The sequence below is a fragment of the Nocardioides sp. Root151 genome, assembly GCF_001427925.1.
In the GTDB taxonomy this organism is placed as follows: Bacteria; Actinomycetota; Actinomycetes; order Propionibacteriales; family Nocardioidaceae; genus Nocardioides.
Window position 1 is genome coordinate 687,399 of sequence record NZ_LMGG01000004.1, and the last position, 16,181, is coordinate 703,579.

Annotated in this window: 16 protein-coding genes; 10 read left to right on the forward strand and 6 right to left on the reverse strand. The window is 67.8% G+C overall.

The features are described 5' to 3' along the window. Window positions 1-51: 51 nt before the first annotated feature. A complete protein-coding gene (locus tag ASD66_RS11850; RefSeq protein ID WP_056891025.1) occupies window positions 52-1,095 on the forward strand; it encodes an LLM class F420-dependent oxidoreductase in 1,044 nt (347 codons plus the stop codon). Next, a complete protein-coding gene (gene fadD8 / locus ASD66_RS11855; protein WP_056677744.1) occupies window positions 1,092-2,669 on the forward strand; it encodes a fatty-acid--CoA ligase FadD8 in 1,578 nt (525 codons plus the stop codon). The genes ASD66_RS11850 and fadD8 overlap by 4 nt, the downstream gene beginning before the upstream one ends. 129 nt (window positions 2,670-2,798) lie before the next feature. On the opposite strand, the gene ASD66_RS11860 is transcribed toward fadD8, so the two are convergent. After that, entirely contained in the window at window positions 2,799-3,050 is a 252-nt protein-coding gene (locus ASD66_RS11860) for a DUF4242 domain-containing protein (RefSeq protein ID WP_056677747.1), read from the reverse strand. A gap of 121 nt (window positions 3,051-3,171) precedes the next feature. Next, a complete protein-coding gene (locus ASD66_RS11865) occupies window positions 3,172-3,969 on the reverse strand; it encodes a crotonase/enoyl-CoA hydratase family protein (protein WP_056677750.1) in 798 nt (265 codons plus the stop codon). A 47-nt stretch (window positions 3,970-4,016) separates the two neighbouring features. On the opposite strand from ASD66_RS11865, the gene ASD66_RS11870 reads away from it, so the two are divergent. Both ASD66_RS11870 and ASD66_RS11875 read left to right on the forward strand, forming a co-directional pair. After that, window positions 4,017-5,642 carry an acyl-CoA synthetase gene (locus ASD66_RS11870; protein ID WP_056677753.1) on the forward strand — a complete coding sequence of 542 codons (1,626 nt, stop codon included), beginning with the start codon at window positions 4,017-4,019 and terminating at the stop codon, window positions 5,640-5,642. Between the two features lie 8 nt (window positions 5,643-5,650). After that, the gene (locus tag ASD66_RS11875; protein ID WP_056677756.1) at window positions 5,651-6,748 is read left to right on the forward strand and encodes an NAD(P)H-dependent flavin oxidoreductase; all 1,098 of its coding nucleotides are present in this window, start codon (window positions 5,651-5,653) and stop codon (window positions 6,746-6,748) included. A 16-nt stretch (window positions 6,749-6,764) separates the two neighbouring features. Here ASD66_RS11875 and ASD66_RS11880 read toward each other — a convergent pair whose 3' ends face one another. The 4 genes from ASD66_RS11880 to ASD66_RS11895 form a co-directional block, all read right to left on the reverse strand. After that, the gene (locus ASD66_RS11880) at window positions 6,765-7,205 is read right to left on the reverse strand and encodes a PPOX class F420-dependent oxidoreductase (RefSeq protein WP_056677759.1); all 441 of its coding nucleotides are present in this window, start codon (window positions 7,203-7,205) and stop codon (window positions 6,765-6,767) included. 210 nt (window positions 7,206-7,415) lie between these two features. Next, entirely contained in the window at window positions 7,416-7,793 is a 378-nt protein-coding gene (locus tag ASD66_RS11885) for a YdeI/OmpD-associated family protein (RefSeq protein WP_056677762.1), read from the reverse strand. A gap of 83 nt (window positions 7,794-7,876) precedes the next feature. Continuing rightward, a complete protein-coding gene (locus ASD66_RS11890) occupies window positions 7,877-8,980 on the reverse strand; it encodes an acyl-CoA dehydrogenase family protein (RefSeq protein WP_056891026.1) in 1,104 nt (367 codons plus the stop codon). A gap of 9 nt (window positions 8,981-8,989) precedes the next feature. After that, a complete protein-coding gene (locus tag ASD66_RS11895; RefSeq protein ID WP_056891027.1) occupies window positions 8,990-10,183 on the reverse strand; it encodes an acyl-CoA dehydrogenase family protein in 1,194 nt (397 codons plus the stop codon). A 56-nt stretch (window positions 10,184-10,239) separates the two neighbouring features. Here ASD66_RS11895 and ASD66_RS11900 point away from each other — a divergent pair, with 56 nt between their 5' ends. The 6 genes from ASD66_RS11900 to ASD66_RS25250 all read left to right on the forward strand — a co-directional run. Beyond that, a complete protein-coding gene (locus tag ASD66_RS11900) occupies window positions 10,240-11,409 on the forward strand; it encodes a Rieske 2Fe-2S domain-containing protein (protein ID WP_056891028.1) in 1,170 nt (389 codons plus the stop codon). Next, window positions 11,409-11,711, forward strand: a complete 303-nt coding sequence (locus ASD66_RS11905) for a hypothetical protein (protein WP_056677774.1) — start codon at window positions 11,409-11,411, stop codon at window positions 11,709-11,711. The genes ASD66_RS11900 and ASD66_RS11905 overlap by 1 nt, the downstream gene beginning before the upstream one ends. Then, window positions 11,701-12,789, forward strand: coding sequence for a ferredoxin--NADP reductase (locus tag ASD66_RS25625; protein ID WP_056891029.1), 1,089 nt, complete (start codon window positions 11,701-11,703; stop codon window positions 12,787-12,789). Before ASD66_RS11905 ends, ASD66_RS25625 begins: the two co-directional genes overlap by 11 nt. Before the next feature lie 120 nt (window positions 12,790-12,909). Next, window positions 12,910-13,941 (forward strand): hypothetical protein, encoded by a 1,032-nt coding sequence (locus tag ASD66_RS11915; RefSeq protein WP_056891030.1) that lies wholly within the window; start codon window positions 12,910-12,912, stop codon window positions 13,939-13,941. A gap of 247 nt (window positions 13,942-14,188) precedes the next feature. Then, window positions 14,189-15,244: a hypothetical protein gene (locus tag ASD66_RS11920; protein ID WP_056891031.1), complete on the forward strand. Its 1,056-nt coding sequence runs from the start codon at window positions 14,189-14,191 to the stop codon at window positions 15,242-15,244. A 104-nt stretch (window positions 15,245-15,348) separates the two neighbouring features. Beyond that, on the forward strand, window positions 15,349-16,181 hold an 833-nt coding region (locus tag ASD66_RS25250; protein ID WP_235530061.1), incomplete at its 3' end, for a hypothetical protein.

A 16,181-nucleotide genomic window follows, 5' to 3' on the forward strand; every position in this document is an offset into this window, starting at 1 on the left:
GTGAAACATGTTCTAGTGTGGGGCACAAGCAATTCTGGTGAGGAGATGCACATGAAGCTGGGCCTGCAACTGGGGTACTGGGGAGCGCAGCCACCGACCGACGTCGCCGAGCTCGTCGCGGCTGCGGAGGAGTCCGGGTTCGATGCGCTGTTCACCGCGGAGGCGTGGGGGTCCGACGCGTTCACCCCGCTGACCTGGTGGGGCCGCGAGACCAGTCGACTGCGGCTAGGCACGTCGATCGTGCAGATGTCGGGCCGCACTCCGGCGTCCATCGCGATGCATGCGCTGACCCTCGACCATCTCTCGGGTGGCCGGGTGGTGCTCGGCATGGGCGTCAGTGGTCCGCAGGTCGTCGAGGGCTGGTACGGCCAGCCCTTCTCCAAGCCACTCGCCCGCACCCGCGAGGTTGTCGAGATCATCCGGAAGGTGCTGGCCCGCGAGGCACCTGTCACCAATGCCGGTCCGCACCACCAGATGCCGTACGACGGCCCTGGGTCGGTCGGACTGGGCAAGCCGCTCAAGTCGATCGTGCACCCGCTGCGCGCAGACATCCCGATCTGGCTCGGTGCCGAGGGGCCGAAGAACGTGGCCCAGACCGCCGAGATCGCGGACGGCTGGATCCCGTTGTTCTACACCCCGAAGTCGGCGGAGATGTACCAGCCGTGGCTGGACGAGGGTTTCGCACGCCAAGGGGCTCGGCGATCGCGGGCGGACTTCGAGATCGCCGCCAGCTGCCACCTGCAGGTCACCTCCTCGGAGGAGGAGCGTCGGGCCGTGATCGACGCGATCAAGCCCACGATCGCCTTGTACATGGGCGGTATGGGCGCCAAGGAGCAGAACTTCCACAAGGCGGTCTTCGACCGAATGGGCCACGAGGCGATCTCGGGCAAGGTGCAGGAGCTCTTCCTGGCCGGGAAGCGCGACGAGGCTACCGCGCTGATCCCCGACGACCTGGTCGACGACATGCACATTGTCGGCAGCGCGGCGTACGTGAAGGAACGCGTCGCCGAGTGGGAGTCGACGGGTGTCACCGAGCTGTTGCTGAGCTGCCGTACGACGAGCGAGGTGCGCGGAGTCGCGGAGGTGCTGGCGTGACTGCGTCCAGCTCGACGGGGGCCGACCTCCACGCCGGCACCCACAACGGCCATCTGATGGTCAGCGCCCTGAAGCGGCACCGCGACGACCCGGTGATGTACCTCGGCGACGTCACCCTCACCGGCGGCGAGGTGGAGAGCCGGATCAGCCAGTACGTCCAGGCCTTCGAGGCGCTCGGCGCCGGCACCGGCTCGGCGTCGGCGCTGCTGGCGCTCAACCGACCCGAGGTGCTGTTCATCCTCGGTGCCGGCCAGACCCAGGGCTTCCGCCGTACGTCGTTGCACCCGCTGGGGTCGCTCGACGACCATGCCTACGTGATCAACGACGCCGGCATCACCACGCTGATCGCCGACCCGGCCTTCGCCGAGCGTGCCCTGGGCCTGCTCGACAAGTGCCCCGGCCTGACGCAGGTGCTGACGATCGGCCCTGTGCCCGAGGTGCTCAGGCAGGTCGGCACGGACCTCGTCGCGGCCGCTGCGTCGTACCAGCCCCAAGCCTTGACCGCACGGCTGCTGCCCGGCGACCACCTCGTGTCGATCACCTACACCGGCGGCACGACCGGCAGGCCGAAGGGTGTGATGGGCACCGCGCGGTCGATGAACACGATGGCGCAGATCCAGCTGGCCGAGTGGGAGTGGCCGGACAACCCGCGGTTCCTGATGTGCACACCGCTCTCGCACGCCGGCGCCGCGTTCTTCGTGCCGACCGTGATGAAGGGTGGCTGCCTGGTCGTGCTGCCGAAGTTCGACCCGGCCGAGGTGCTGCGCACGATCGAGGAGCAGCGGATCACCGCCACGATGCTGGTGCCGTCGATGCTCTACGCCCTGCTCGACCACCCCGACTCGCGCACCCGCGACCTCTCCTCGCTGGAGACCGTCTACTACGGCGCCTCGTCGATCAACCCGGTGCGGCTGCAGGAGGCGATCGACCGCTTCGGCCCGATCTTCGCGCAGTACTACGGCCAGTCCGAAGCGCCGATGGCGATCACCTATCTCGCCAAGGGCGACCACGACAAGGCCAGGCTGAGCGCGTGCGGACGCCCGTCGGCGTTCATCCGTGCCGCCCTGCTCGACGAGGACGGATCGTCCGTCGCCCAGGGGGAGCCGGGAGAGATCTGCGTGGCCGGTCCGCTGGTCGCGTCCGGCTACTGGCAGCTGCCCGACGAGACCGCGGCGACCTTCCGCGACGGCTGGATGCACACGGGCGACGTGGCCAGGGAGGACGAGGACGGCTTCTGGTTCATCGTCGACCGCACGAAGGACATGATCGTGACCGGCGGCTTCAACGTGTTCCCGCGCGAGATCGAGGACGTCGTCGCGGAGCACCCCTCCGTCGCCCAGGTGGCGGTCATCGGCACACCCGACGAGAGGTGGGGTGAGGCGGTCACCGCCCTCGTCGTACTCCGCGACGGCGAGGTGCTCACCGACGAGACGACGCAGTCGATCACCGCGCTGGTCAAGCAGCGCAAGGGATCGGTCCACGCACCGAAGCACGTGATCGCCGTGGACGCGATTCCGCTGACTGGCCTGGGAAAGCCGGACAAGAAGGCACTGCGGGCTCAGTACGCCGGCTGATCGTCGGCGTGCACGCCTGCTTCTTCGTCGCACTGGCCGCGCACGTCGGGTGTGGTCGTCAAGCACCAGGTAGTGGACCGCGACCGCCTGCTCTCGCGCATGCTGTGAACGCGAGGCAGGCCGGTTTGGTCAGGCCCCTTCCTTCACCTCGTAGATCTCGTCGGCGACGAGCCCGTGCGCCTCGCGGTGGACGGTGTTGGCCGCCTCGGGATCCGGTGCGTCGACCAGGCAGAAGATCTTGCCGTTGGCCTCGTCGACCCAGTACTTCAGGTAGTTCACTCCGTGCTGGTCCTGGATGGCCAGATCGGCGGCGTGGGCTTTGGCCACACCGTCGACGGTCACCCCGTCACCGACGTTGTGGACGTCCATGTAGAGCGTCATCGGCGTACTCCTTCGTTGAGGGACGCTTCAGGCTAGGAGCCCCTTGTGAGCCGCCGCATCCCCTGAACGGGGCATCTGGCGGCCACGAACGGTGCCGACCGCGCAGGCGGGGATCCCCGGGTCACCGGCCCTGGAAGCGGGGAGGACGCTTCTCGGCGAAGGCGCGGGGCCCCTCCTTCGCGTCGTCGGACGCGAACACGGCCGCGCCGACCTTCGCGTCGTCGGCCCAGCAGTCGTCCTCGTGCTTGCCTTCGGAGTCGCGGATCGTCTTGAGCACCGCCTGTACGGCGAGTGGGCCGTTGGCACCGATCAGGTCCGCGAGCTCGTGGGCCTTGGCCAACGCCTCGCCGTCGGGGACCACATGTCCCACCAGCCCGATCTCCTTCGCCTCGGGGGCCTTGATGTGGCGCCCGGTCAGCAACAGGTCGGCCGCCACGGTGTAGGGCAGCTGGCGGGGGAGTCGCACCGCCGAGCCGCCGAGCGGATAGAGGCCCCACTTGGGTTCGGAGACCCCGAACCGCGCCGACTCCCCGGCGACCCGGATGTCGGTGGCCTGCAGGATCTCGGTGCCGCCGGCGATGGCCGGCCCCTCGACCGCGGCGATCAGCGGCTTGGTGAGGCGGAATCCCTTGAGCAGCGACTTGATCACGGACGGGTCGAACTCGCCGGACTCGAACTTGTCGGAGGGCGCGGACTGAGACATCGCCGTGAGATCGGCGCCGGCGCAGAACGCGCCTCCGGCGCCGGTCAGGATGGCCACGCGCACGGAGTCGTCGGCGTTCACCCGGTCCCACGCCTGCTCCATGAGTGCGAGCATCTCGCCGGAGAGGGCGTTGCGCTTCTCGGGGCGGTTCATCGTGACGACCAGGGTGTGCCCGACCTGCTCCACGAGGCAGTGGGGTTCCGTTTCTCGAGTCATGGTGAGGACTCTAGTCAGAAACGAGAACGTGTTCTAGTCTTTCCGGCATGGCCCTGAACATCGCTGATCTCTTCGAGCACGCCGTCGACGCAGTCCCCGATCGCCACGCCATCCAGGTCGGTGACCGCAAGGTGGACTACACCGAGCTCGAGGCTTCCGCCAACAAGCTGGCGCACCACCTGCAGGCACAGGGGATCGGCGTCGGCGACCACGTCGGCGTCTACGCCAAGAACAGTGTCGAGCACGTCGTGGCACTGCTTGCGATCTTCAAGATCCGTGCCGTCGCGATCAACGTGAACTACCGCTACGTCGAGGGCGAGCTCGACTACCTCTTCGACAACGCCGACCTCGTTGCCCTGCTGCACGAGCGCACCTACGCGCCCCTGGTCTCGCTGGTCGCTCCCAAGCACGACAAGCTCACGACACTCATCGCGATGGTCGACCCGACCGACCCGACGAACGACGCCGACATCTCGTCGTACGGCGGGGTCACCTGGGCCGAGGCACTCGAGGGCCAGAGCGACGCCCGCGACTTCGGACCGCGCAGCAACGACGACCTCTACATCGTCTACACGGGTGGTACGACGGGCTACCCGAAGGGCGTGATGTGGCGCCACGAGGACTTCTGGCGCGTGCTCGGCGGCGGCATCGACTTCATGGCCGGCAACCGTCTCGAGGAGCTCGACCAGTCCAGGTCGGCGGCGGCCAACGCCCCGATGGTCACCTTCCCGCTCTCGCCGCTCATGCACGGCGGTGCGCAGGCGGCCATGCTGATGCACCTCTTCGCCGGGCACCTGACCATCCTCGCGCCCAAGTTCGACCCGCGTGAGGTCTGGGAGATCGTCGACCGCGAGAAGGTCCAGCTGATCTTCATGACCGGCGACGCGATGGCCCGCCCGCTGATCGAGGAGTTCGAGCGCTCGTCGTACGACGGCACCTCGCTGGTCGCGGTCGCCAGCAGTGCCGCGATCTTCAGTCGCCCGGTGAAGGAACGCTGGATGGGCGCCTTCCCGAACACGTTCTTCACTGACTCCGTCGGGGCCTCCGAGACCGGCTTCCAGGGCACCGGCCTCCAGGACAAGGACAACATCAAGGGGGAGGGGGCGATCATCAGCCTCGGCCTCGAGTCCGTCGTCCTCGACGAGAAGAACCGGGTGCTCGACGCGGCCACTCAGGTCGGCGAGATCGGCCGCCTGGCGCGGTCGGGCAGCGTCCCGGTCGGCTACTACAAGGACGAGGTGAAGTCCGCGCAGACCTTCATCGAGGTCGACGGCACGCGCTACTCGGTGCCCGGCGACTTCGTGCGGCTCGAGGGTGACAACAAGGTCACGTTGCTGGGCCGGGGCTCCAACTGCATCAACACCGGAGGCGAGAAGGTCTACCCCGAAGAGGTCGAGAACGCGTTGAAGGCGCACCCCGACGTGTTCGACGTACTCGTCGTCGGCATCGCGGACGAGAGCTACGGCCAGCAGGTGGCCGCAGTCATCCAGCCGCGCACCGGCACGGCGCCCGAGCTCGAGGGCCTGCGGTCGTTCCTCCGGACCAGCCTCTCCGGCTACAAGCTGCCGCGCTCGGTCACCCTGGTCGACGAGATCCCTCGTCACGCGACGGGCAAGGCCAACTACCCCAGGGCGAAGAAGCTCGCCGGCGCCACTGTCGCGGCAGCGGTCTGAGGACGACGATGCACAGCGACCTGTGTGAACTCTTCGGCATCGACTACCCGATCTTCGCGTTCACGCCCTCCGAGCACGTGGCGGCGGCAGTCTCGAAGGCCGGCGGGCTCGGGGTGCTCGGGGCCGTGCGGTTCAACGACGCCGACGAGCTCGACCGTGCCCTGACGTGGCTCGACGACAACACCGACGGCAAGCCCTACGGCGTCGACGTGGTGATGCCGATGAAGGTGCCCACCGAAGGCAAGGCGGTCGACCTCAAGGCGATGATTCCGCCGGAGCACCTCTCATTCGTGGAGCGGACGCTGCAGCAGCTCGGCGTACCGCCTCTTCCGGAGGGTGAGGGCCGCGACGGCGTGCTGGGCTGGCTGCATTCCGTGGCCCGCTCACACGTCGACGTGGCGCTGTCACACCGTCCGGTGCTGATCGCCAACGCATTGGGCTCGCCCCCGGTCGACGTGATCGAGCAGGCGCATGCCGCGGGGGTGAAGGTCGCCGCTCTTGCCGGCGCGGCCAAGCACGCGCTCTCGCACGTGCGCAACGGCGTCGACATCATCGTCGCCCAGGGCTACGAAGCAGGCGGGCACACCGGTGAGATCGCCGGCATGGTGCTCACTCCCGAGATCGTCGACGCGGTGGGACCCGACGTCCCTGTGCTCGCCGCGGGCGGCATCGGCTCTGGCCGCCAGATGGCCGCCGCCATGGCACTGGGCGCCCAGGGCGCCTGGACGGGCTCGCTCTGGCTGACCGTCGAGGAGTACGACCTGTCGGCCGGCACGGGCATCCGCGACGCGCTGCTGGCCGCCGGTTCGGGCGACACGGTGCGCACCCGCGTCTACACCGGGAAGCCCGCGCGTCTCCTGAAGACGAAGTGGACCGACGCCTGGGAGGCCCCGGACGCGCCGGAGCCGTTGATGATGCCGTTGCAGAACCTGCTCGTCGCCGACGCCCACAACCGGATGAACCGCGGCGACGACCCCGAGACGATCTCGATGCCGGCGGGCCAGATCGTCGGGCGCACCAACGAGGTGCGTCCGGTGGCCGAGGTGATGGCGTCGTTGGTCAAGGAGTACGACGAGACGGTGGCGCGGCTGCAGTCCCTGGCGTGAGCCGGATCGCGCGGCGTCAGGTCCCGCTGGCCTTGGGAAGCTGGAGCATGCCGTAGGCACGCTTCGGCGTGATGCGTACGACGGCGCGCCCCTCGTCGACCATCGCCTTGCGGTAGGCGGCCCAGTCGTCGTGCTCGCCGACGAGTGCACGGTAGATGTCGACGAGCTCGTCCACCACGGCGTCGTCCGGAGACTCGGCGACCGGTGACAGTGCGGCCTCGCCCTCGATCACCGCGTAGGAGAAGAAGGTCTCGCCGTTCACGTGGACGGCGACCCAGGGCTCACGTTCCATGTTGCGAAACTTGGCCCGTCCGGCCGTGGTGGAGATCCGGATGGTGCCGTCGTCGTCCACCGTGTGCAGCACGTTGGACTGCTGGGGACGGCCGTCGCGCCGGACCGTGGTCAGGATTGCCTCGCGCGTCGCACGGGCGGTGTCGAGAGCCTGTGTCAGTTCCATGCCGACACAAAGCCTGAGTCGCTTCGGGTATTCCTGCCCGGCGCCGTGGTCAGTTCGACGGCTCGAAGCGAGGCGTGAAGGGCATCGTCGGGGTGGACGAGAAGTCGCCGCGAGGTCCGCTGAAGTCGCCGGCGTAGTAGCCGTTGTGCCGGCGAGTGCGGCCCGAGAAGCGCCCCGACTCCTCTTCGACGGGGATCGATGCGGCGCACCTCAGGTCCAGGGGTTGTCCCAGCGGCCGTCGGCCTTCGCCGAGTCCACTTCTGCCCGGCCGCCGGGGCGCATCAGACCACGCGCGGTGAGGTCCTCGACCTTGGCGATGTTGATCCGCGACCACCTGCTCCGGGGACGCCTTCGCGTGTAGCGCTGGAGATAGGTGTCGTCGTCGCAGCGTCGGCGTACGGCCGAGATCCAGCCGTGGCACAGTCCGACGTCGACCATTTCGTCCTCGGTGACCGACTCCAGCGCGGACGACTTCTTCGCCGTACGAATCCACACCGCCCGCGACTGGGCGGGCTGGGCCTCGAGCCAGTCGTCGAACTGCTCACGCGAAGGCAGGTCGAGCACCGGCTCGCCGTCGATCGGGTCCATGCCAGCAGCCTAGGGCTCGCGGCACGTCGCTCCGCGGGAACCGTGAGAGCGCACCGACCGGCCGCACGTGACCTCGACCGTGGTCACGCGGGATCCGTGGCCAGATGGCGACCGATGGCCAGCGCCTGCTCGGTGGCACCGCCGAAGGAGAACTCGAAGCGTTTGGCGGCGGTGAAGTAGCGATGGGCCTCACCCTCGAGGTCGATGCCGTGGCCGCCGTGCACGTGCACCGCGGTGTGCGCGACCCGGTGCCCCGCGTCGGCCGCCCACAGCTTGGCGGTGGCCACCTCGACGTCGGCGGGCAGCCCCTCAGAGAGACGCCAGACCGCCTGCCACAGTGTGAGCTCGTCGAACAATGCGTCGATGTAGCCGTCGGCCAAGCGCTGCGACACGGCCTGGAAAGTGCCGATCGGGCGGCCGAACTGTTCACGCGTCTTGGCGTACGCCGCGGTCAGCTCCACCGCTCCACGCACGACGCCGAGCTGCTCGGCGGCGGCGCACGCAGTGAGCAGGTGGCCCAGCCGGTGGGCGACCACGCCGTCGAGCGCACCGAGGAGCAACCCCCTGGCCCCGTCGAACGAGACCAGGGCCACGGCGTCGCCATCGCTGGTGCGTTGTGCGGCGACCGTGACACCCGTGTCATCCGGCCGCACGAGGAAGACTCCGACTCCCTCGGGTGCAGTGGCGGTGACGAGGAACAGGGCGGCCGTCGTACCGGCCCGGACGATCGTCTTGACCCCGGTCAGCGCGAACCCGTCGCCGTCAGCGACCGCCGTCGTCGTGGGGGTCGCGGGCAGGTGCGCACGCTCCTCGGCGACTGCCGCGGTGAGCACGTGCGTGCCGGTTGCCGCACCCGGCAACCACTGCTCCTTCGGCTCGTCTGCTCCGCACTCGGCGAGGACCAGGGCGCAGGCGCCGTGCACGGCGAGCGGCACCGGCGCGACCCGACGTCCGGCCTCGATGAGCACCCGGGTCAGCTCGACCAGACCGAGGCCCGCTCCGCCGTACTGCTCGGGGACGGCGAGGGAGAGCAGCCCGGCCTCGCCCATGGCGGACCACAGGTCGCGGTCGAAGCGGTCGCCCTTCTCCTCGACCGCGCGCATCTGCGCGGGCGTGGTCTTGTCGGTGAGGATCTTCGCGGCCAGGGCGGCGGCCTCGTCCTGCTCGGGAGTGAAGGTGAAGTCCATGAGGCTGTCCTATCGCTTGGCGGCGGGGAGGCCGAGGCCGACGTAGCCGATGATGTCGCGCTGGATCTCGTTGGTGCCGCCGCCGAAGGTCATCACCAGCGACGAGCGGTAGTACCGCTCGAGGCGGCCGGCGATCACGGCTCCGGGGGAGTCCGCGGTGATACCGGCGTTCGGTCCGACGATCTCCATCAGCGCGCGGTAGACCTCGGTGGCCAGCTCGGAGCCGTAGACCTTCGTCGCCGAGGCATCGGCAGGGGACAAGGTGTCGATCTCGGAGGCGAGCTTCCAGTTGACCAGGGTCAGCGCATCCGTGCGGGCGTGTGCCCGGCCGAGAAGGATCTGCACCCATTCCTGGTCGATCACCCGCGTGCCGTCCGGATTGCGGGTCTCGGCGGCCCACTCGCGCACGAGCTTGATCGAGTGCACCAGGGCCGCCGACGAGGTCAACGCCACGCGCTCGTGGTTGAGCTGGTTGGTCATCAGGCTCCAGCCGCCGTTCAGCTCACCGACCAGGTTGGACGCCGGCACCCGCACGTCCTCGAAGTACGTCGCACTGGTGTGCACGCCGGCCACGGTGTGGACCGGCGTGTAGGAGAAGCCGGGGGAGTCGGCCGGGACCAGGATCATCGAGAGCCCCTTGTGGCGGGGGAGATCCGGGTCGGTGCGGCAGGCCATCCAGATCCAGTCGGCGTACTGGATGAGCGAGGTCCACATCTTCTGTCCGTTGATCACCCACTCACTGCGTCCGTCAGGAGTGGCCTCGCGCACGGCGCGGGTCTTCAACGACGCGAGGTCTGTGCCCGAACCCGGCTCGCTGTAGCCGATGGAGAAGTGCAGGTCGCCGGCGAGGATCCGCGGGAGGAAGTAGTCCTTCTGCTCGTCGCTGCCGTAGCGCATGATCGTCGGGCCCACCGTGTTGAGCGTCAGGTAGGGGATGGGGACGCCGGCGACGGCGGCGACGTCGGTGAAGATCAGCTGCTCGATCATGGAGCGCGCCTGGCCGCCGTACTCCTTGGGCCAGCCGATGCCGAGCCAGCCGTCGGTGCCGACCTGCTTGATCACCTCGCGGTAGATCCGGGCGTCACCGAACTCACCGGTGGCCATCGCCAGGGCCGCGCGACGCTCAGGCGTCACGAGCTGGTCGAAATAGTCGCGGAGTTCGTCGCGAAGGCGTTGTTGGGCTGGTGTCAGGGCGACTCGCATGTGGTAAAACTATAACGTGTTCTCGTTTTGGTCCAGACGCGCTGGAGGTAGTTCGCATGAGTGACACCCGTCTGCTCGACAAGGGCACGGTCCCGGAGCGGTTCGCCCGCGGCTGGCACTGCCTGGGCCTGGCCGACAGCTTCAAGGACGGCAAGCCGCACGCGGTCGAGGCGTTCGGCGGCAAGCTCGTCGTCTGGGCCGACAGCCAGGGCGAGATCAAGGTGCTCGACGGCTACTGCCGGCACATGGGCGGCGACCTCACCCAGGGCACGGTCAAGGGCGACGAGATCGCCTGCCCGTTCCACGACTGGCGGTGGGGCGGCGACGGGAAGTGCAAGGCCATTCCCTATGCCCGCCGGGTGCCGATGCGGGCCCGCACCCAGACCTACCCGACGGTGATCCGCAACGGTCAGGTTCTCGTGTGGCACGACGTCGAGGGCAGTCCCGCCGACACGGAGATCCTGCCGCCCGAGCTTGAGGGCATCGGCACCGAGCGCTACACCGACTGGACCTGGGAGGTCATCGACGTCCCGAACGCGCACTGTCGGGAGATCGTCGACAACGTCGTCGACATGGCGCACTTCTTCTACATCCACTTCGCCTTCCCGACGAACTTCCGCAACGTGTTCGAAGGCCACATGGCGACGCAGTTCATGGAGTCCACCGGGCGACCTGACATGGCCGGCGAGGGGTACGGCGACGAGGACCTGATCCTCAAGTCCGAGGCGACCTACTACGGGCCGGCGTACATGATCAACTGGCTGGAGACCGACTACAAGGGCTTCCTGACCAAGGTCATCCTGGTCAACTGCCACATCCCGACCGGCCCCAACTCGTTCAAGCTGCAGTACGGCCTCTGTGTCGAGAAGCCCGAGGGGCTCGACGAGAAGACCGCGAACTACATCGGCAAGAAGTATTCCGACATGTTCGGTGACGGCTTCCTGCAGGACGTGGCGATCTGGCTCAACAAGGCGCCGGTCCAGAATCCGTTGCTCTGTGAGGAGGACGGTCCCGTCTACCAGTTGCGGCGTTGGTACGAGCAGTTCTACGTGGACAAGGTCGACGTGGCGGCCGAGATGACCGACCGCTTCGAGTTCGAGGTCGACACCACGCGGGCCAACGAGAACTGGCGCGCCGAAGTCGAGGAGAACCTGGCCCGGAAGGCCGCCGAGGAAGCTGAGCTGGTCTCGACGGGTCCGGCCGCCGAGTCCCCCGACGAGTCCTGATGCCGTCTTTCATCCCGACACACGAGGAGACTCTCGAGGACCAGCGACTGTACACTCAGGCCCGTCTTGTAAAGGTGCAGTGCCTCGACTGTCTGGCGCGTGTGGGTGTGAAGAAGAACAGTGACCACCACACGTCCATCCAGTGGGACCATGAGGCGCTGGGCCAGTGTCAGGAGTTTGCCCGCATGTCATCGCAGCCCGCCGGCCGCGCCGTCCACACCGCCTGTCCCCGCCTGCTCGGCACCATCGAAGCTGCCGTGCGTGAGGGTGAGATCCCCATTGGAGCCGAAGATGGATACTGACTCCTTCGTTCTGCCGGTCCTCGGCGTCATCGACGAGACGGCCGACGCCTGTTCGGTGCAGCTCGGCCTCACCCCTGAGGCCGAAGGCCACTTCGACTACAGGCCCGGGCAGTTCCTCACCCTTGCGGTTCCCAGTGACGAGACCGGCCTGGCCGCGCGGTGCTACTCGCTGAGCAGCTCGCCAGCGGACGACGGCCCGCTCACGGTGACGGTCAAGCGGACCGCCGAGGGCTATGCGTCCAACTGGATCTGCGACAACCTCAAGGCCGGCGACACGATCCGGGTCCTTCCGCCCAGCGGCATCTTCACGCCCGCCGACCTCGACCACGACCTGCTGCTGTTCGCCGGAGGCAGTGGCGTCACGCCGATCATCTCGATCACGCGGACGGCGCTCGCGCGTGGCGCCGGCAAGATCGTGGTGTTCTACGCCAACCGCGACGAGAAGTCCGTGATCTTCGCCGACGAGTGGGCACGCCTCTCCGTCGAGCACCCCGACAGGCTGGTTGTCGTGCACTGGCTCGAGACCGTGCAGGGGCTGCCCACCCAGGACCAGCTCAAGGCGTTCGCCGCGCACTTCTCGACATACGACGCGTTCTGCTGTGGTCCCGCGCCGTTCATGAAGAGCGTGTCTTTGGCGCTGCGTGAGCTGGAGTTCCCGCGGGCCCGCCGACACCAGGAGAAGTTCGTCTCGCTGGGCGGCAACCCGTTCGGTGACGTCGAGGAGCTTCAGAAGGCCGAGGCCACGCTGGCTGACGCCGACGACCACGAGGACGGCGATGCGCCCTCCGCCCTGGTCGGACCAGTGCGCCTCGAGGTCGAGCTCGACGGCCAGCACTATGAGTTCGACGACTACACGGGCGACAAGCCGATCCTGGAGTTTCTCGAGGAGAAGGGCGTCGACGCGCCGTTCTCCTGCCGCGAAGGCAACTGCAGCGCCTGCGCCTGCATGGTGCTCGAAGGGGAGGTCCGTATGCGGCACAACGAGGTCCTCGACGCCACCGACCTCGCGGACGGCATCCGGCTCGCCTGTCAGTCCCTGCCGGTCACCGAGAAGCTGCGGATCACCTACAACGGCTGAGGCTTCAGGCGGAGTCATCCTGACCTGCCGCCTGGCCGTCGCGCGGTCATTTCACCCCCTGCTGACCAGGCCAACTCCTGTTACTCTCGGCTGAGATCGGTCTCGAGTTCGGGGGAACAGATGAAGACACGAATCCTCGCGGTCCTCGCCACCGCATTTGCCACGGTCGTCGCTCCGGCGATCCCGGCGGTGGCGCACCAGGCGCCCGCTGCGGCCGTCGTGCGCGCGCCGTACCTCGACGGAGGCACGCTGCACGTCAACGGTCAGGCGCTGTCGATCGACTGGGGCACCGAGCCCCCCGCTGCCGACGCCTCGATCGGAGGCCGCGGCCGCACCAGTGACGGGCGGCTCGCGGTGGTCAGTCGCGAGTATCTCGATGACGACGGAAGTGGAGACATCTGCTACCGCCAGACGATGTGGTTCATCGACACCGCTGGCACGGCAGCGCGTGCCTCCGGCCAGGTGACCTGTCTGTACGACGACGACGGCTGGGCCGTCGACCTGAGCGACTCGGGCGACACCTACTACGAGTCCTACACCGACATGTGGGGCAGCCAGGTGACAGTGACCGTCAAGAGGCTCGACGGCACCCGGTTGGCCCAGCGTTCCTTCCCGATCGGCGTGGACGTCCTCGACGTGGACGGCAATCGCGCCGTGATTGGTGGACTGGGTGGCTGGGGCTTCCCGCCGAAGCTCTACGTGTGGACCTTCGGCTCTGGTGTGCGCACCGTGGTCTCCGGAACCGTTGACGGTGCCGACCTGAAGGGCCGGGTCCAGTGGCGCAAGGTCAAGGACGGCTACACGACTGCACGCGACCTGATGAACCCGAAGGCCGTGCTGTGGAAGCTGCGCTTCCAGCCCGTTGAGGTTTCTCCCGATGGCCAGCGGGTGCTGGGACTCGCCACGAACTCCAAGGGAGTGAGCACGGGTGTCATCCAGGTCCGCCGACTGCGGACCGGGGCCGTGATCCGTTCGCTCAAGCCGGCCACGCCGTGGACTGCCGGCCGGATGGACTGGGACGGCAACGGCGCGATCTTCGGGCCGCGAGACACTGCTGCGGGCTCCTATCTGGTGCGTTGCCCCCTGGCTTCGTCGTGCGTCCGCGCACAGGACATCGAGTCCAGCGCCGGCTTCGTGGTATTCAGGGACTAGACGCCAGATCCCTTACCTGCTTGACGATTCTCACCCGTCGACCACTCTGTGGCCCCGCCGTCACGGCATCGGAATCGCCGCGAACGAGTACACATGTTGATCTCGGTATGGACGGACGCGGCTCCGTGGCGTACAACTTGGAGAGTACGGCTTTCAAGTTCAACAGTTCTCGGGGAACGGTATGAACGCGAATCATGAACGAGTTGTCTCCCAAGCGCGGCGCGGGCTGAGCCCGGTCGCGCTTCGGTTGAGCTTCGTTCTGGCCGCCGCGGCGGCCGCGTTCTTCTTCGGGATGGCCAGCGCACACGCCGACGACACGGACGGTGATTCGCCCGCTCAGGCCTCAGAAGCGCAGGACCCGGGGCGCGATGACGCAGCGCAGGACCGGGCCGGGCACGAGTCTCTGCTGCCTGGGCCGGAAGATCCTTCCACTCCGGTCCCGGAGCAGTCGCAGGAGCCCTCGCCGGCGGCGTCCAGCGAGCCGGCGGAGGCACCCGCGAAGCAGGCCACTCCCGAGCAGTCTGAAGCCTCCGAGGCTGCAGCGCCGGCCGTCATCGACGCGCCTGACGCCACGACCTCGAAGCCGGCACGCGTGAAGCCAGAATCGCCTGCTGTGCAAGGGAATTCCCACGATTTGGGCGCGTCCGAAACCTTGACCAAGGTGGCACAGGGAATCGAACGCGGAGTCACCCCCGCGATCACTTCAGTCGACGGGACGACACGTCAACTGGCCCGCGACCTCGAACCTGTGATTGGCAAGGATTCGCAGCTGACGCAGGCCGTCCGGGATCTCGAGACGGTGACCCGCAACGTTGAAACGCTCGTCGAGCAGACGACGCGGCCGGTCCAGGTGGGCGTCGAAGTGCTCAGCAACAAACTTGGGCTCTCGCCCGCGGTGGCCCCAGTAGCTCGCGCAGAGGGCGCGGCGCCCGTCGATCGCAAACGAGCCGTCGTCACAACTGTGCGCGCACAGGCCATTGCTCGGACCCACCAGACTCGCGAGGTCGTCGTACGCGACTCCGCAACCACGCACGACACTCAGGCCGTCTCCCCGCAACAGAAGGCGGGTTCCGAGACAAGGTCTGACGAAGGTGCCTCGCACGACAACGACCAACTGGCCGGGGCCACGGCCCTGTGTGCCAATGGTTCCGCTGGGGGATCCAGTGCGGGTTCGAGTGTCGCGATGACGGCCATCGTGCCCGCTGCGATCTCGTTCATCGGCGGGTCCGACTGCATCAACACAGGCGCGGATTCTGACGTCCCGCGCTCGGCTGGTCGCCAGCCGGGCGTCGCCCCTGACTGAACCTTCCTGCAGGTTCGCGGCAGCACAACCATGCCTGGACGTGTCACGTCCGGAGCGCGTGTGTAAGTCACTTGCAGCAGGGAGGCAGAGCAATGAGTACGTGGATGGCAAGGGCAGCAACCACGTCCTTCATGGCCGCCGGAATCATCGCCTTGGGCGCAGCAACGGCTCACGGGGATGAGGAACGGACGCCGGAAGGACCACCAGTCCACACGACCTCGGTCGCGGACACGAACGCGCCCACTGGCCAACAGCCAGAGGGAACGGTGGAGAAACCACACAAGGGCAATTGCATCTGCAAGGCGCTATCGGATGTGACGCCTCTGATCGATGCAGGATCGCAAGCTGTTCAGACCGGGTCAGACGAGCTGGTCAAGACCGGCGAGGCGGCTCGCGAGGTCCTTGCTTCGCTTGCGCGCCCGGGAAATGGCGACAACGGTGATGGCACCAACGGCGGCGGTGGGTCCGACGACGGTGACGGTTCCGGGAACGGCGGTGGCCACGACAACGGTGACGGTTCCGGGAACGGCGGTGGCCATGACAACGGTGACGGTTCCGGGAACGGTGATGGATCCGACAACGGTTCCGGCAATGGCGACGGCTCCACTGATGGCGACGTCATGGAGCCAGCCCTGAGTGGGTCTGTCGCGGTGTCAGGTTTGGGAGTTATTGATGCTGACGGTAGAGGTCTTCACTTCACTCCCGAGACCTGGGATCACGGTGACAGGGCTCCAGTTCCGGCTGTCCGTGGACAACTGGCGCTGAACGGGGTTGGCGGGCTAGAGGTCGGGCCGAATGGCGTGGCGATCACTCCCGAGGACGACGGGAATGGCCCTCATGACGGAAACGGCTCCGACAACGGGAACGGTGACGGCTCGGACAACGGGAACGGTGACGGCTCCGACAACGGAGACGGCAACGGGAACGGTGACGGCTC

Coding starts and splice junctions, on each gene's coding strand:
- ASD66_RS11865 (WP_056677750.1), bottom strand. CDS start 3,969: ATGACTCGAGAAACGGAACCCCACTGCCTCGTGGAGCAGGTCGGGCAC.
- ASD66_RS11850 (WP_056891025.1), top strand. CDS start 52: ATGAAGCTGGGCCTGCAACTGGGGTACTGGGGAGCGCAGCCACCGACC.
- ASD66_RS11875 (WP_056677756.1), top strand. CDS start 5,651: ATGCACAGCGACCTGTGTGAACTCTTCGGCATCGACTACCCGATCTTC.
- ASD66_RS11890 (WP_056891026.1), bottom strand. CDS start 8,980: ATGGACTTCACCTTCACTCCCGAGCAGGACGAGGCCGCCGCCCTGGCC.
- ASD66_RS11885 (WP_056677762.1), bottom strand. CDS start 7,793: ATGGACCCGATCGACGGCGAGCCGGTGCTCGACCTGCCTTCGCGTGAG.
- ASD66_RS11915 (WP_056891030.1), top strand. CDS start 12,910: ATGAAGACACGAATCCTCGCGGTCCTCGCCACCGCATTTGCCACGGTC.
- ASD66_RS11905 (WP_056677774.1), top strand. CDS start 11,409: ATGCCGTCTTTCATCCCGACACACGAGGAGACTCTCGAGGACCAGCGA.
- ASD66_RS11900 (WP_056891028.1), top strand. CDS start 10,240: ATGAGTGACACCCGTCTGCTCGACAAGGGCACGGTCCCGGAGCGGTTC.
- ASD66_RS11870 (WP_056677753.1), top strand. CDS start 4,017: ATGGCCCTGAACATCGCTGATCTCTTCGAGCACGCCGTCGACGCAGTC.
- ASD66_RS11895 (WP_056891027.1), bottom strand. CDS start 10,183: ATGCGAGTCGCCCTGACACCAGCCCAACAACGCCTTCGCGACGAACTC.
- ASD66_RS25625 (WP_056891029.1), top strand. CDS start 11,701: ATGGATACTGACTCCTTCGTTCTGCCGGTCCTCGGCGTCATCGACGAG.
- ASD66_RS11880 (WP_056677759.1), bottom strand. CDS start 7,205: ATGGAACTGACACAGGCTCTCGACACCGCCCGTGCGACGCGCGAGGCA.
- ASD66_RS11860 (WP_056677747.1), bottom strand. CDS start 3,050: ATGACGCTCTACATGGACGTCCACAACGTCGGTGACGGGGTGACCGTC.